Annotated in this window: 14 protein-coding genes; 10 read left to right on the top strand and 4 right to left on the bottom strand. The window is 68.8% G+C overall.

Annotation, left to right across the window (positions count from 1 at the left end; translation table 11 throughout):
• Positions 1–62 precede the first annotated feature (62 nt).
• The 7 genes from EJI01_RS11050 to EJI01_RS11020 all read left to right on the top strand — a co-directional run bounded on the left by EJI01_RS11050 (position 63) and on the right by EJI01_RS11020 (position 7,325).
• The gene (locus EJI01_RS11050; protein WP_126837154.1) at positions 63–1,730 is read left to right on the top strand and encodes an ABC transporter substrate-binding protein; all 1,668 of its coding nucleotides are present in this window, start codon (positions 63–65) and stop codon (positions 1,728–1,730) included.
• Between the two features lie 15 nt (positions 1,731–1,745).
• A complete protein-coding gene (locus tag EJI01_RS11045; protein WP_126837153.1) occupies positions 1,746–2,699 on the top strand; it encodes an ABC transporter permease in 954 nt (317 codons plus the stop codon).
• 143 nt (positions 2,700–2,842) lie between these two features.
• Positions 2,843–3,742 carry an ABC transporter permease gene (locus EJI01_RS11040; RefSeq protein ID WP_126837152.1) on the top strand — a complete coding sequence of 300 codons (900 nt, stop codon included), beginning with the start codon at positions 2,843–2,845 and terminating at the stop codon, positions 3,740–3,742.
• A 4-nt stretch (positions 3,743–3,746) separates the two neighbouring features.
• Positions 3,747–4,766 carry an ABC transporter ATP-binding protein gene (locus EJI01_RS11035; RefSeq protein WP_126837151.1) on the top strand — a complete coding sequence of 340 codons (1,020 nt, stop codon included), beginning with the start codon at positions 3,747–3,749 and terminating at the stop codon, positions 4,764–4,766.
• Between the two features lie 39 nt (positions 4,767–4,805).
• A complete protein-coding gene (locus tag EJI01_RS11030; protein ID WP_126837303.1) occupies positions 4,806–5,795 on the top strand; it encodes an ABC transporter ATP-binding protein in 990 nt (329 codons plus the stop codon).
• A 21-nt stretch (positions 5,796–5,816) separates the two neighbouring features.
• A complete protein-coding gene (locus EJI01_RS11025; protein ID WP_126837150.1) occupies positions 5,817–6,995 on the top strand; it encodes an amidase in 1,179 nt (392 codons plus the stop codon).
• A gap of 120 nt (positions 6,996–7,115) precedes the next feature.
• Positions 7,116–7,325 carry a hypothetical protein gene (locus tag EJI01_RS11020; protein WP_126837149.1) on the top strand — a complete coding sequence of 70 codons (210 nt, stop codon included), beginning with the start codon at positions 7,116–7,118 and terminating at the stop codon, positions 7,323–7,325.
• A 41-nt stretch (positions 7,326–7,366) separates the two neighbouring features.
• Here the strand turns inward: EJI01_RS11020 and EJI01_RS11015 are convergent, their stop codons facing one another.
• Positions 7,367–8,194 (bottom strand): oxaloacetate decarboxylase, encoded by an 828-nt coding sequence (locus tag EJI01_RS11015; RefSeq protein WP_126837148.1) that lies wholly within the window; start codon positions 8,192–8,194, stop codon positions 7,367–7,369.
• Between the two features lie 97 nt (positions 8,195–8,291).
• On the opposite strand from EJI01_RS11015, the gene EJI01_RS11010 reads away from it, so the two are divergent.
• Complete coding sequence (locus EJI01_RS11010) at positions 8,292–8,756, top strand: SRPBCC family protein (RefSeq protein WP_126837147.1); 465 nt, start codon at positions 8,292–8,294, stop codon at positions 8,754–8,756.
• On the opposite strand, the gene EJI01_RS11005 is transcribed toward EJI01_RS11010, so the two are convergent.
• Together EJI01_RS11005 and EJI01_RS11000 are read right to left on the bottom strand one after the other, a co-directional pair.
• Positions 8,743–9,234 (bottom strand): ureidoglycolate lyase, encoded by a 492-nt coding sequence (locus EJI01_RS11005; RefSeq protein ID WP_126837146.1) that lies wholly within the window; start codon positions 9,232–9,234, stop codon positions 8,743–8,745. The two genes, EJI01_RS11010 and EJI01_RS11005, sit on opposite strands and share 14 nt — an antisense overlap.
• Positions 9,234–10,529: a Zn-dependent hydrolase gene (locus EJI01_RS11000; RefSeq protein ID WP_409513944.1), complete on the bottom strand. Its 1,296-nt coding sequence runs from the start codon at positions 10,527–10,529 to the stop codon at positions 9,234–9,236. Before EJI01_RS11000 ends, EJI01_RS11005 begins: the two co-directional genes overlap by 1 nt.
• Positions 10,530–10,746: 217 nt before the next feature.
• Between EJI01_RS11000 and EJI01_RS10995 the strand changes: the two genes are divergently transcribed.
• Positions 10,747–11,208 (top strand): carboxymuconolactone decarboxylase family protein, encoded by a 462-nt coding sequence (locus EJI01_RS10995; RefSeq protein WP_126837145.1) that lies wholly within the window; start codon positions 10,747–10,749, stop codon positions 11,206–11,208.
• A 15-nt stretch (positions 11,209–11,223) separates the two neighbouring features.
• Here EJI01_RS10995 and EJI01_RS10990 read toward each other — a convergent pair whose 3' ends face one another.
• The gene (locus EJI01_RS10990) at positions 11,224–12,144 is read right to left on the bottom strand and encodes a LysR family transcriptional regulator (RefSeq protein ID WP_126837144.1); all 921 of its coding nucleotides are present in this window, start codon (positions 12,142–12,144) and stop codon (positions 11,224–11,226) included.
• A gap of 111 nt (positions 12,145–12,255) precedes the next feature.
• On the opposite strand from EJI01_RS10990, the gene EJI01_RS10985 reads away from it, so the two are divergent.
• Complete coding sequence (locus EJI01_RS10985) at positions 12,256–14,385, top strand: 3-hydroxyacyl-CoA dehydrogenase NAD-binding domain-containing protein (protein WP_126837143.1); 2,130 nt, start codon at positions 12,256–12,258, stop codon at positions 14,383–14,385.
• Positions 14,386–14,396 lie beyond the last annotated feature (11 nt).

The following is a 14,396-nucleotide window of genomic DNA, read 5'->3' as shown; positions in this document are numbered from 1 at the left end:
CGCTGGCACGGCTCGTGCATGACTCCTCATGAATTCGTTTTTGCCCTCAACAGGAGTTCTACGTGAAGCGTGCGATTGTCCAACTGCCCCTGAAACCCCTGGCCGCCTGCGCCGCCCTGCTGACGCTGGCTCTGGCGCACCCCGCCGCCTCTGCGCAGGAAAAAACGCTGCGCATCGCGATGACCGCTGCCGACATTCCACGCACGCTGGGCCAGCCCGACCAGGGCTTCGAGGGCAACCGATTCACCGGCATCCCGATCTACGACTCGCTCACGCAATGGGACCTCTCCAAGGCCGAAGCGCCCAGCGTGGTGATCCCCGCGCTGGCCACTTCCTGGGCGGTGGACGCGAAGGACAAGACCAAGTGGGTCTTCAAGCTGCGCCCCGGCGTCAAGTTCCATGACGGCTCGGCCCTCAACGCCGACGCGGTGGCCTGGAACGTGGCCAAGGTGCTCGACAAGGAAGCGCCCCAGTTCGACCCCAGCCAGGTCGGCGTGACGGCCTCGCGCATGCCCACGCTCAAGAGCGCCCGCAAGATCGACGACCTGACGATCGAGCTCACGACCAGCGAGCCCGACGCCTTCCTGCCGATCAACCTCACCAACCTGTTCATGGCCTCGCCGGCCCAGTGGGACGCCAAGCTGAAGGCAGTGCCGGCCAGCGTGACGGTGCCGGCCGAGCGCTCCAAGGCCGCATGGACCGCCTTCGCGGCCGACCCGGCGGGCTCGGGGCCCTTCAAGGTCACGCGCTTCGTCGCGCGCGAGCGCCTGGAGCTGGCGGCCAACAAGACTTACTGGGATGCCAAGCGCGTGCCGAAGATCGACAAGGTCGTGATGCTGCCGATGCCCGAGGCCAATGCGCGCACGGCCGCGCTGCTGGGCGGCCAGGTCGACTGGATCGAGGCGCCCGCGCCGGATGCGATGCCGCAGATCACGCAGCGCGGCTTCAAGATCTACTCGAACGCGCAGCCGCACGTGTGGCCCTGGCAGCTGTCCTTCGTCGAAGGCTCGCCCTGGCTCGACAAGCGCGTGCGCCAGGCGGCCAACCTCTGCGTCGACCGCGGCGGCCTGAAGCAATTGCTGGGCGGCATGATGGCCGAGCCCAAGGGCACGGTGGCGCCGGGCCATCCGTGGTGGGGCAATCCCAAGTTCGACATGAAGTACGACGTAAAGGCCGCGCAGGCGCTCATGACGCAGGCCGGCTTCTCGGCCGCCAAGCCGGTGAAGGTCAAGGTGCAGATCTCGGCCTCGGGCTCGGGCCAGATGCAGCCGCTGCCGATGAACGAGTTCGTGCAGCAGTCGCTGAAGCAATGCTTCTTCGACGTGCAGTTCGACGTGATCGAATGGAACACGCTGTTCACCAACTGGCGCAAGGGCGCCAAGGACGCGTCGGCCAACGGCGCCAACGCCACCAACGTGAGCTTCGCCGCGATGGACCCCTTCTTCGCGATGGTGCGCTTCGTGAGCACCAAGGCGTTTCCGCCGGTGTCGAACAACTGGGGCTACTACGGCAGCCCCGAGGTCGACAAGCTGGTGGCCGACGCCCGCACCAGCTTCGACGACAAGGCGCGCGACGCCGCGCTGGCCAAGCTGCATGCGTACATCGTGGACGACGCGCCCTTCGTCTGGATCGCGCACGACGTCGGGCCGCGCGCGCTGTCGGCCAAGGTCAAGAACGTGGTGCAGCCGAAGAGCTGGTTCATCGATATCGCGACCATGTCCATGGACTGATCCCCCGCCCGCTTCATGCTCGCCTACCTGTTGCGCCGCGTCTTCTACGCCATTCCGATCATGATCGGCGTGGCCTTCGTGTGCTTCGCGCTCGTGCACCTGGCGCCGGGCGATCCGCTGGTGTCGATCCTGCCGCCCGATGCCTCGGCCGACCTGCAGGCGCAGCTGCGCGAGCTCTACGGCTTCAACCGCACGCTGCCCGAGCAGTTCGCGCTGTGGGTGTGGCGCGCGATGCACGGCGACCTGGGCGTCTCCATCGCGAGCAACCGCGCGGTGGCGGGCGAGGTGCTGACCGCGGTCGGCAACACGCTGCGCCTGGCGGTGGTGGCAACCGCGATCGGCTTCGTGCTCGGCTGCCTGTTCGGCTTCGTCGCCGGCTATTTCCGCAACTCCTGGCTCGACCGCGCGGCCTCCATGCTGTCGGTGCTGGGCGTGAGCGTGCCGCACTACTGGCTGGGCATGGTGATGGTGATCGTGTTCTCCTCGCAGCTCATGTGGCTGCCCGCCACCGGCGCCGGCCCCGGCGGCTCGAGCGATTGGGCCTGGGACTGGGAACACCTGCAGTTCCTCGTGCTGCCTGCGCTCACGATGTCGGTGATCCCGATGGGCATCATCGCGCGCACGGTGCGCGCGCTGGTGGCCGAGATCCTCGAGCAGGAGTTCATCGTCGGACTGCGCGCCAAGGGCCTCACGCACTTCGGCGTGTTCCGCCACATGGTGAAGAACGCGGCGCCCACCGCGCTGGCGGTGATGGGCCTGCAGCTGGGCTACCTGCTCGGCGGCTCGATCCTGATCGAGACCGTGTTCTCCTGGCCCGGCACCGGCTTCCTCTTGAACTCTGCGATCTTCCAGCGCGACCTGCCGCTCTTGCAGGGCACGATTCTCGTGCTGGCGCTGTTCTTCGTGCTGCTGAACCTGGTGGTCGACGTGCTGCAAACGCTGCTCGATCCCCGCATAGCGCGCGCCTGAGATGACCCACCCCCGTTTCTTGCTCACTTCGTGTAGCCGAATCCGCCCTCAAGGGGGCAACACCGGCGGCCCAGCAAAGCCGGTTCCGCGGTGTTCCCCGAACGGGCTTTGCTTCGCTCGCCGCGCCCCAGCCGATTGAACCGATGTCCGCCATCATTCCCGCCATTCCCTCCGCCGCGGCGCAAGCGCTGCCCATGCAGCGCTCGCGCGGCTACTGGACCTCTGCCATGCTGCGCTTCACGCGCGACCCGGTCGCGATGGGCGCAGCGCTGGTCGTGCTGCTCTTGATCGCGCTGGCCGTGTTCGGCCCGTGGCTCGCGCCGGCCGATCCGTACCAGTCGTCTATGCTGAAGCGGCTCAAGCCGATCGGCACCGAGGGCCTGCCGCTGGGCAGCGACGAGCTGGGGCGCGACATGCTCTCGCGCCTGATCGTCGGCGCGCGGCTCTCGCTCTTCATCGGCATCACGCCGGTCGTCTGCGCCTTCGTGCTCGGCGCGGCGATCGGCATCCTCGCGGGCTACGCGGGCGGCATCGTCAACACCGCGATCATGCGCACCATCGACGTGTTCTATGCCTTCCCCTCGGTGCTGCTGGCGATCGCGCTGTCGGGCGTGCTCGGCGCGGGCGTGGTCAATTCGCTGATCTCGCTGACCATCGTGTTCATCCCGCAGATCGCGCGCGTGGCCGAGAGCGTGACCACGCAGGTGCGCGGCCGCGACTACGTGGAGGCCGCACGGGCCTCGGGGGCCAGCGCCTTCACCATCGTGCGCGTGCACGTGCTGGGCAATGTGCTGGGGCCCATCTTCGTCTACGCCACCAGCCTGATCGCGGTCTCGATGATCCTGGCCTCGGGCCTCTCCTTCCTGGGCCTGGGCGTGAAGCCGCCGGAGCCCGAGTGGGGCCTGATGCTCAACACCCTGCGCACCGCGATCTACGTGCAGCCTTGGGTGGCTGCCCTGCCGGGCGCGATGATCTTCATCACCTCGATTTCCTTCAACCTCCTCTCCGACGGGCTGCGCTCGGCGATGGACAACAAGAGCTGATCCGATGGACGCAACCAACGACATCGGCGGCCCCGCGCAACCCCTGCTCACGATCCGCGGGCTGCAGAAGCACTTCCCGCTCAAGAAAGACCCGCTGGGCCGCGGCGGCGGCGTGGTGCGCGCGGTCGACGGCGTGGATTTCGAGGTGCTGAAGGGCGAGACGCTCGGCGTGGTCGGCGAATCGGGCTGCGGCAAGTCGACCACCGCGCGGCTCCTGATGCAGCTCATCGCGCCGACCGCCGGCGAGGTGATCTTCGACGGCCGCGCCGTGGGCAGCCGCGACCTGCCGCTGAAGGAATTCCGCCGCCAGGTGCAGATGGTGTTCCAGGACAGCTATGCCTCGCTGAACCCGCGCCTCACGATCGAGGACTCGGTCGCCTTCGGGCCGCAGGTGCACGGCGTGGCGCGCAGCGAGGCGGTGCACCGCGCGCGCGATCTGCTCGCGCGCGTGGGCCTGGAGCCGCAGCGCTTCGCCGAGCGCTACCCGCACGAGCTCTCCGGCGGCCAGCGCCAGCGCGTCAACATCGCGCGCGCACTGGCCCTGCAGCCGCGCATGGTGATCCTCGACGAGGCCGTGTCGGCGCTCGACAAGTCGGTCGAGGCGCAGGTCATCAACCTGCTCCTGGATCTGAAGGCCGAGTTCGGCCTCACCTACCTCTTCATCAGCCACGACCTGAACGTGGTGCGCTACATGAGCGACCGCGTGATGGTGATGTACCTGGGCCAGGTGGCCGAGATCGGTCCCTCGAACGCGCTCTACGAGGCGCCGGCGCATCCCTACACGCGCGCCTTGCTGTCGTCGATGCCCTCGATGGACCCCGACCACCGCACCGAGGAAGCGGCGCTGGCCGGCGATCCGCCGAACCCGATCGATCCACCCTCGGGTTGCCGCTTCCATCCGCGCTGTGCGCTGGCCGCACCGGTGTGCAGCCAGCGCGTGCCTGCGCGCGTGGCCGCCGGCGCCCAGCAGGCCGTGAGCTGCCTGATCCACGAGCCGGGCAGCGGGCACCCGGCCTCCTCTTGATCGAACGCAATGGATGCATCCCTCTCGTACCCCGAACCCATGGTGAGCCTGCGCGAGCTCAGCGTCAGCTTCGCAGGCGGCCGCAAGCCCGTGCATGCCGTGAGCGGCGTGAGCCTCGAGGTGCAGCGCGGTGAAGTGGTTGCGCTGATCGGCGAATCGGGCTCCGGCAAGAGCGTGACCCTGCGCACCCTGCTGCGCCTGCATCCGGAGCGCCGCACGCGCATCGGCGGCCAGGTTCGCGTCGCCGGCCGCGACGTGCTGGCGATGACGCAGGCCGAGCTCGTGGATTTCCGCGGCAAGGTGGCCTCGATGATCTTCCAGGAGCCGCTCTTGGCGCTGGACCCGGTCTATTCGGTCGGCGCGCAGATCGTCGAATCGATCCGCCGGCACGAGCCCGTGTCCGCGGCCGAGGCACGGCAACGCGCGCTGGAACTGTTCGAACGCGTGCGCATCCCGAGCCCCGAGCGCCGTCTTGCGGCCTATCCGCACGAGATGTCGGGCGGCATGCGGCAGCGCGCGATGATCGCGCTGGCCCTGGCCTGCCGGCCGCAGCTGCTTCTGGCCGACGAACCCACCACCGCGCTCGACGCCACGGTGCAGATCCAGATCCTGCTGCTCCTGCGCGAGCTGCAGCGCGACCTGGGCCTCTCGGTGGTCTTCGTCACGCACGACATCGGCGCCGCCGTCGAGGTGGCCGACCGCATCGCAGTGATGTATGCCGGGCGCATCGTCGAGGAAGGCACGGCGCGCGAGCTGATCCGTTCGCCGCGCCATCCGTACACGATCGCGCTCTTGAAGAGCCGAGCCCATGGTGCGCTGGCGCGCGGCAGCCGCCTCGAAACGATCGGCGGCGCGCCGCCCGACCTGTCGGCGCTGCCGCCGGGCTGCGCCTTTGCCGAGCGCTGCGCGCTCGCGAGCGAGGCCTGCCGCGCAGCGCAGCCGCCGGTGGTCGAACTCGCACCCGGCCACCGCGCGCGCTGCATCCATACCGGCGCCGCCGCGGCCATCGCGCCGGTGGTGGTCGCCTGAACCTCACTTCAGCACTTCACCATGCCATTGCACGATCCCGCCCACGCCTTCGTCCCCTACCCCGACGTGCCCGTCCGCAGCGCGCCGACCGGACCGCTGGCCGACCTGCGCTTCGGCGTCAAGGACTTGTTCGACGTGGCTGGCTACCCGACCGGCGGCGGCAGTCCGATCGTGCTCGCGATGTCTGGCATCAAGACGCACACCGCGCCGACGGTGCAGAAGCTGCTCGATGCCGGCGCCCGCTTCGCCGGCAAGACCGTGACCGACGAGCTCGCGTTCTCGATGAACGGCAACAACGCGCACTTCGGCGCGCCGATCAACGGTGCGGCCAGGGACCGGATCACGGGTGGATCGTCCTCGGGCTCGGCCTCCGCCGTGTCCTCGGGCCTGTGCGACTTCGCGCTCGGCACCGATACCGGCGGCTCGGTGCGCGCGCCGGCCAACCACTGCGGCCTGTACGGCCTGCGCCCCACGCACGGCCGCGTCAGCCTCGAAGGCGCACTCGACCTCGCGCCCAGCCTCGACACCTGCGGCTGGTTCGCGCGCGATGCCGGCACCTTCGCGCGCGTGGCCGACGTGCTGCTCGGAGCCGATGCCTTGCCGCTGCCGGCCACGCCCCGGCTCTTGTGGCCGACGGACCTGTGGGCGATGCTGGAGGCGCCGGTCAAGGAGGCGCTCGACGGCGCGGCCGAGCGCGTGCAGTCGCTGCTCGGCAAGGCGTCGCCGGTCGAGGTCGCGCTGGAATCCTGGGACGCGATGTACTGGAACTTCCGCTACCTGCAGGGGCGCGAGTCATGGCTCACCGACGGCCCGCTGATCGAGCGCCATGCGCCGCCGCTCGGCCCCGGCGTCGCCGAGCGCTTCGCCTGGTCGCGCGACGTGACGGACGATCAGGTCAACGCTGCGCGCGCCTTCCGCGTCGCTTTCCGAACGCAGCTCGCGGAACTGCTCGGCACCGACGGCGTCCTGCTGATGCCCACCATGCCGGACATCGCGCCGCGGCGCGATGCCGCCGACGACAGCCTCGAGGACTACCGCAACCGCGCGATCCGCATGCTGTGCGTGGCCGGGCTCAGCGGTTTTCCGCAGCTGTCGATGCCGCTGGCGCAGCGCGGTGGCGCGCCTCTGGGCATTTCGCTGCTGGGGCCGGCGGGGACGGATCGGTCCTTGATCGCGCTGGCGGAGGGCATGGCGAGGTAGCGTCCGGCTCACTTAGTCGCGAAAAGTGTGGCCTTTTGCCGTATTGGACCGCGCCCGATCTTCGGCACAGCCCTGCATGAGTACCTTCGCGTTAGCATTCGCGCGCCAAAGGGGACTTGCATGAATACCTATCGCACGTTGAATCAAGCCACCGGCGTCGCCCGCACACTGAGTGCGCGTTCGGCGCGCACCATCGTCGTCTACAGGACCGACGACGAGAAGTTCGTGACGGCGGCCCCGAACGACCCGGTCATGGGAACGATCGAGGGCGTGTACCGCGACGGCTACGCCGTGCGAACGGTCCTGACACGGGCGCAGCAAGCGGGCTAGACATCATGGTCGCTCGCTAGGCAAGTGAGCGACCATGATGTCTAGGACGACCTTGCAAAAAAGGCGTTGAGTTCCACGCCCGAGGCGGCGTCCGCGAAGCCGTCGAAACGGCCCTGTTCCGACAGCGTGCGGGCCGCACGCATGAATCCGCCCCAGGCCGCGCGCGCCAGCGCGCCGCCGACGCTGACGCGTCGCACGCCGAGCTCGGCGATGTCCTGCAGCGTGAGCTCGCTGGTCGATCCGACAAGCAGGTTGACCGGCTTGGGCGCGACGGCCGCCACCACGGCCGCGATCTGCTCGCGCGTGCGGATGCCCGGCGCGTAGAGGCAGTCGGCGCCGGCCGCTGCATAGGCCTTGAGCCTGGCGATCGTGTCGTCGAGGTCCGGCCGGCCTTGAAAGAAGTTCTCCGCGCGTCCTACCAGCAGGGTGTCGCCGCCCGCCTCGTCGATCGCCCGGCGTGCCGCACGCAGCCGCGCGACCGCGACATCGATGGCATGCAGCGGATTCGCCGGGTCGCCCGTCGAATCCTCGATCGACAGCCCCGCCACCCCGGCCTCGATGGCCATCCGCACGCTTTCTGCAACGCCTTGCGGATCGGGCGCGAAGCCGCTCTCGAAGTCCGCGTTCACCGGCAGATCGGTCGCAACCACCATCTCGCGCAGATGAGCGAGGATCGTCTCCCGCGAGAGGGCGCCGTCGGCATGCCCCCGCGACCAGGCGAAGCCCGAACTCGTGGTGGCCAGCGCCTTGAAGCCCAGGCCTTGCAGGAAGCGCGCGCTGCCCACATCCCAGGGATTCGGCAGCACGAAGCAGCCTTCGGTGTGGAGGGCGCGAAAAATGGCGCGTTTTTCGGCGACAGTGCGGGTCATGGGAAACCTCGATGTGGGGAATGGCCCTGGATTTTGAACGCAACAGCGCACAAGAGGGCATCGACGACACGTTGCCGCGCTTTCTGAGGATTTGCACATGAGCGAAAAGCCCACTGCCGATGAAGAATCCACCGCGGACCGAGCGTTCGTCCACGCGCGCTTGATCGACGCGCCGCGCGAGCGCGTCTTCAAGGCCTTCAGCGATCCCGCTCACCTGGCACGCTGGTGGGGTCCGAACGGATTCAGCAGCACGTTCGACGAGTTCGACCTGCGTCCCGGTGGCGCCTGGCGCTTCGTCATGCACGGACCCGACGGAGCGAACTACCCGAACGAAAGCGTCTTCGTCGAAGTCGTCGAGCCGGAGCGAATCGTCTTCGAGCACATATCCGAGCATCACTTCCAGTTGACCATCACGTTCGAGGCGCGAGGAGCCAAGACACTGGTCGGATGGCGCCAGGTGCTGGACACCGAGGCTGAACGGCAGCGCATTGCCAAGGTCGTGGTCGAGGCGAACGAGCAGAACCTCGATCGCCTCGCCGCAGAGGTAGTCAACGTGGCATGAGCCCGATATCTGCCGGCGCTGCCAATGCCACGGTGTCGCAGTCGACCGCTGCGCCGGCCCGCTCCACCACCACGAAGTCGCCCGTGTCCACCGCCAGCAGGGCGTGATGCCAGGTGCCGGGCGCGAGCGTCACGCCCTGGCGGCCGTCGGTGACGAAGGCGGCGAGCGACTCGGCCGCAGGCGCGGCACCTGCGGCCGCGACCACGATCACGAAGCGGCGCTCGCCGAGCGGCACGAAGCTTTGGCTGCCCAGCGCGTGCCGCTCCAGCTCCGTCACTGCATGCGGAAAGCTGCGCGCCTGCGCGCGGAACAGCGCCAACATCGGCCGGCCGCCGTCGGCGCCGAGCTGCAGGTCGTCGACGAGATCGAAGCGCTCGGCGTTGCCGCCGTTGATGAGGCACCCCGCGCCCGCAGGTGCCGCGAGCACGGTGCCGTAGGGCGCAAAGGCTTCTGCGGTGAGCGGCTGCGCAAGCAGCATCACTGCGCGATCCCTGCGCGGTCCAGCATGGCGTGCAGCAGCACGTTGGCGCCGGCCGCGAGGTGCTCGGGCTTGGCATCCTCGATCTCGTTGTGCGAGATGCCGTCCTTGCAGGGCACGAAGATCATCGCGGTCGGCGCGGTACGCGCGACGTACACCGCGTCATGCCCGGCGCCGCTCACGATGTCGAGGTGCGCGAGCCCGGCTCGTTCGGCGCCGTCGCGTACCGCGCGCACCAGCGGCTCGGCGAAGCGGGCCGGCGGGAAGTAGACGGTCTGCTCGAGCTCGACCGTGAGACCGCCCTGCGCCTGCACGGCCGCGCAAGCCGCGCGCAGGCGCGCGTCCATGCGGGCGAGGCCCTCGTCGTCCGCATGGCGCAGGTCGACCGTGAAGGTCACGCGGCCGGGAATCACGTTGCGCGAGTTGGGATGCACCTGCACATAGCCGACGGTGCCGCGGGCGTTGGGCTGCTCGCCCATCGCAATCTGCTGCACGGTCTGCATGAGGCCGGTGGCGCCCTGCAGCGCGTCGCGGCGCAGCTGCATCGGCGTCGGGCCGGCATGCGCTTCCTGGCCGGTCACGACCACGTCGTACCAGCGCTGGCCCAGCGCGCCGGTGACCACGCCGAGCGGAATGTCGGCCTCTTCCAGCACCGGGCCCTGCTCGATGTGGGCTTCGAAATACGCGCCGAAGCGGGGCGCGCCGTCGTCCACTGCGGCCGGCGCATCGCCCGCGAAGCCGATCGCGTTCAGGGCGTCCGCGACCGTCACGCCTTCGCGGTCGGTGGCGGCGAGCGCGTGCGCCAGGGTGAAGGCGCCGGCATAGACGCCCGAGCCCATCATCACCGGCACGAAGCGCGACCCTTCCTCATTGGTCCAGACGCAGACTTCGAGCGGTGCCACGGTGCGGATGCCGGCATCGTTCAAGGTGCGCAGCACTTCCAGGCCTGCGAGCACGCCGTAGTTGCCGTCGAACTTGCCGCCGGTCGGCTGGGTGTCGATGTGGCTGCCGGTGGCCACGGCCGGCAGGCTCGCGTCCTGCCCTTCGCGGCGCGCGAACAGGTTGCCGATGGCATCGACGCGCACGCTGCAGCCCGCTTCCTTCATCCAGCGCACGAAGAGCTCGCGGCCCTGGCGGTCGAGATCGGTCAACGCGAGCCGGCACACGCCGCCCTTGTCGGTGGCGCCGATCTGCGCGAGCTGCATCAGCGAATCCCAGAGGCGCTGCGAGTCGATCGAGAGCTTGGCGGGGCTGCCGGCCGCAAGGGCCATGGGTGAGGTCGCAAAGTCGTTCATGCCGGGAGTACAGCAGAAAGCATGCCCGGGATCCAACGCCGGCCGACACGCGGCCGCTGCGGATGCCTCTGGACGTATAGGCAAGAACTTTGCGGAAACGGGTTAGCGCTCGGAGTGAGCGGATCCCTAAAGTGATCGCAGGCGTTCAGGACGCAGCGGCATCGATTCAAGTGATCGACCAGCTCAGGCCTTTTTTTCCAACTTTCCGGAGCCTCGAATGAAGCATGCTTTATCTCTCTCTTTCGCCGTCGCGCTTTCGCTTGTCGGCTCGATGTCTCACGCCCAAGCCGACAAGAGCCCGCGGCGCGCTCAGGGAGAGGCCACGATGTCAAAGCTGTCCGGCGGCGCGGGTCAGCCTGTTCTGAATGCCATGCGCCAGGACTTTCCCTTTCTCGCCGACGCAATCGTGGACTACTCCCTGGGAGATGTGTGGGCCAGGCCGGGCCTCGACGACCGCACGCGACAGCTCACCGCAGTGGCGGCATTCGCAGCCACAGGCAACATTCAAGTCTTGAAGATTCACGCTGGCTACGCGCTGAAATTGGGCGTCAAGCCGGACGAACTCAAGGAAATCGTCTACTTGACGACCGTTACGGCAGGCTTTCCGCGCGCTATCGAAGCGGCTCAAGCATTGCGCGAAGTGTTCAGCGCGCAGCCCGCCAACGCAACCTCGAGATAGGCGCTTCGCACGCGGTCAGGCCTGAGGGTCCGGCGCCTGCGCGGCCGCCGTGCCCCGCGCCCGCTCCAGGATGAAGTCGATGAAGGTCCGCGTCGCCCGCGTGTGCTGCCGGTTCGGCATGTAGAGCATGAACATCCTGGTACCGAAGATGCTGAGCCGCCAGTCGTCCAGCGCGGTCAAGACTTCGCCGCGCCGCACGTCTTCCTGCACCACGTAGTCGGGCACCAGCCCGATGCCGAGGCCGGCCAGGATGGCCTGGCGCAGGAACAGGAAGTTCTCGGAGATCAGCGTCGGTTCCAGGATCACCTCGCGCCGCTCCTCGCCCTGGTAGGCCGACATGCGCAGTTGGCGGCCGACCACGGCCGCGGTGACCACCGGCGCGCTCGCCAGCTCGTCGAGCTGCGTGGGCAGCGCATGCGCCTCGGCATATGCCCGCGAAGCACAGGCGACATAGCGCACCGGCCCGAGTTCGCGCGCCACCAGGTTCTGCGGCGGCTCGGGGATCACGCGGACCGCGATGTCGACCTCGTCGCGCAGCAGGTCCTCGATGCGGTTCTCGAACAGCACGTCGAGCACGATGCCCGGGTACTGGCGCTTGAACTCGATCAGCCAGTCGGACATGACCAGTTGCCCATAGCCGCTGGGCACGCTGAGCCGCACACGGCCGACCAGCCCCTGGCCCAGCGCGGACGCAGACTCGCGCGCGGCCTGCAGCTCGCTCTGGATCGCGAGGCCGTGCTGGTAGAGGCGCTGGCCGATCTCCGTGGCTTCGGCGCGCCGCGTGGTGCGCCGCACGAGCTGCGCGCCGACCGAGCGCTCGAGCTGGTTCAGGTGGTAGCTCACGTTGGCGCGGCTCATCTTGAGCCGGCGCGCGGCCGCGCTCAGGTTGCCGGCATCGAGGATCTCGACCAGCAGGGTCAGCGATTGCAAATCCATGATGAGGCGCGCATTGTGTCAAATATTCTTTGACAGTCTGTCAATCGTCCATGCAATTGTCAAAGCGGCGAGCCGGGCGAAGAATGCTGGGTTCACCCGGAGACAAAGACCATGGCCACCACCGACACCCTTCCTGCGTCCGATCCCGTCAGCTTCCGGCGCCAGGCCGATGTGCTGGTCGTCACCATCGCCAACCCGCCGGTCAACGCCCTGGGCGTGGATGTGCGCCGCGGCCTGGTCGCCGCGATCGATGCGGCCGAAGCCGATGGCGCCGTGGCCGCGGTGCTGATCGTGGGCGCCGGCCGCAATTTCATTGCCGGCGCAGACATCCGCGAATTCGGCAAGCCGCCGCTGCCGCCCTCGCTGCCCGAGGTGTGCAGCCGCATCGAGAACTGCAGCAAGCCGGTGCTGGCCGCGATCCACGGCGCCGCACTCGGCGGCGGCCTGGAGATCGCCCTGTCGGCGCACTACCGCCTGGCCGTGCCTTCCGCCAAGCTGGGCCTGCCGGAAGTGCAGCTCGGCCTGATGCCCGGCTCGGGCGGTACGCAGCGCGCGCCGCGTCTCGTCGGCGTCAAGGCCGCGCTGGACCTGATGCTGAGCGGCCGCCATGCGGCAGCCAAGGAAGCGCTGGCCCTGGGCCTGATCGATCGCCTGGGCGAAGGCGCCGACGCGCTGCCCGAAGGCCTGGCCTATGCGAAAGAACTGGTCTCGGCCAAGGCGCCGGTACGCCGTACGCGCGACGCGAATGCGCTGGCCGAGCCGGAGACGCAGCGCGCCGCGCTCGAAGCCGCGCGCGCAGAAACCGCGAAGAAAAGCCGCGGCCTCTTCTCGCCGATGAAGATCGTCGAAGCCGTGGAGGCCGCGCTCACGCAGCCCTTCGACGAAGGCCTGGCGCTGGAACGCAAGCTTTTCCTGCAGTGCATCGACAGCCCGCAGCGCGCCGGCCTGATCCACGCCTTTTTCGCCGAGCGCGAAGTGCTGAAGGCACCCGAAACCAAGGCCGCGAAACCGCGCGCCATCGAATCCTGCGGCATCGTCGGCGGCGGCACCATGGGCGCCGGCATCGCGGTGGCGATGCTCGATGCCGGCCTGCCGGTGACCATGATCGAGCGCGACGAGCCGAGCCTCGCGCGCGGCCGCGCCCACGTCGAGAAGGTGTACGACGGCCTGATCGGCAAGGGCCGCATGACGGCCGAGGCAAAGGCCGCGGTGATGGCGCGCTTCTCGGCCTCGACGGCCTACGACGCGCTCGCCGATGTCGACCTGGTGGTCGAGGCCGTGTTCGAGGACATGGCGGTCAAGAAGGCCGTCTTCGCCGAGCTCGACCGCGTCTGCAAGAAGGGGGCGGTGCTGGCCACTAACACCTCCTACCTCGACATCGACGAGATCGCTGCCAGCATCTCGCGTCCGGCCGACGTGCTGGGCCTGCACTTCTTCTCGCCGGCCAACATCATGAAGCTCCTGGAGATCGTGGTGCCGGCGAAGGTCGGCGCCGACGTGGTCGCCACCGGCTTCGAACTCGCGAAGAAGCTGAAGAAGACGCCGGTGCGCGCGGGCGTGTGCGACGGCTTCATCGGCAACCGCATCCTCGCGGTCTACCGCCAGGCGGCCGACCACATGATGGAAGACGGCGCCTCGCCCTACCAGATCGACAAGGCGGTGCGCGACTTCGGCTACCCGATGGGCCCGTTCCAGGCGTCGGACCTGGCCGGCGGCGACATCGGCTGGGCCACGCGCAAGCGCAAGGCCGCCACCCGCGACCCGAAGGCGCGCTACGTGCAGATCGCCGACCGCATCTGCGAGCGCGGCTGGTTCGGCCAGAAGACCGGCCGCGGCTACTACCTCTATCCCGAGGGCGCGCGTACCGGCACGCCGGACCCGGAAGTCGAGGCCATCATCGATGCCGAGCGCCGGCGCGCCGGCGTCGCGCCGCGCAGGTTCAGCGACGAGGAAATCATGCGCCGCTACATGGCCGCGATGATCAACGAGGGCGCCAACGTCGTGCACCAGCGCATCGCGCTGCGCCCGCTCGACGTCGACGTGACCTTTCTCTACGGCTACGGCTTCCCGCGCCATCGCGGCGGGCCGATGAAGTACGCCGACACGGTGGGCCTCGCGAAAGTGCTGGCCGATATCCGCGAATTCGCCAAGGAAGACCCGCTGTTCTGGCAGCCCTCGCCGCTCCTGGTGGAGCTGGTCGAACGCGGCGCCGATTTCGCCAGCCTCAATCAATCCGAGTAAGGAGACACGCC

The sequence above is a fragment of the Variovorax sp. MHTC-1 genome (genome assembly GCF_003984645.1).
Taxonomy (GTDB): domain Bacteria; phylum Pseudomonadota; class Gammaproteobacteria; order Burkholderiales; family Burkholderiaceae_C; genus Variovorax.
The sequence above is the reverse complement of the archived record's forward strand: the minus strand, read 5'-3'. Positions and strand labels throughout refer to the sequence as shown.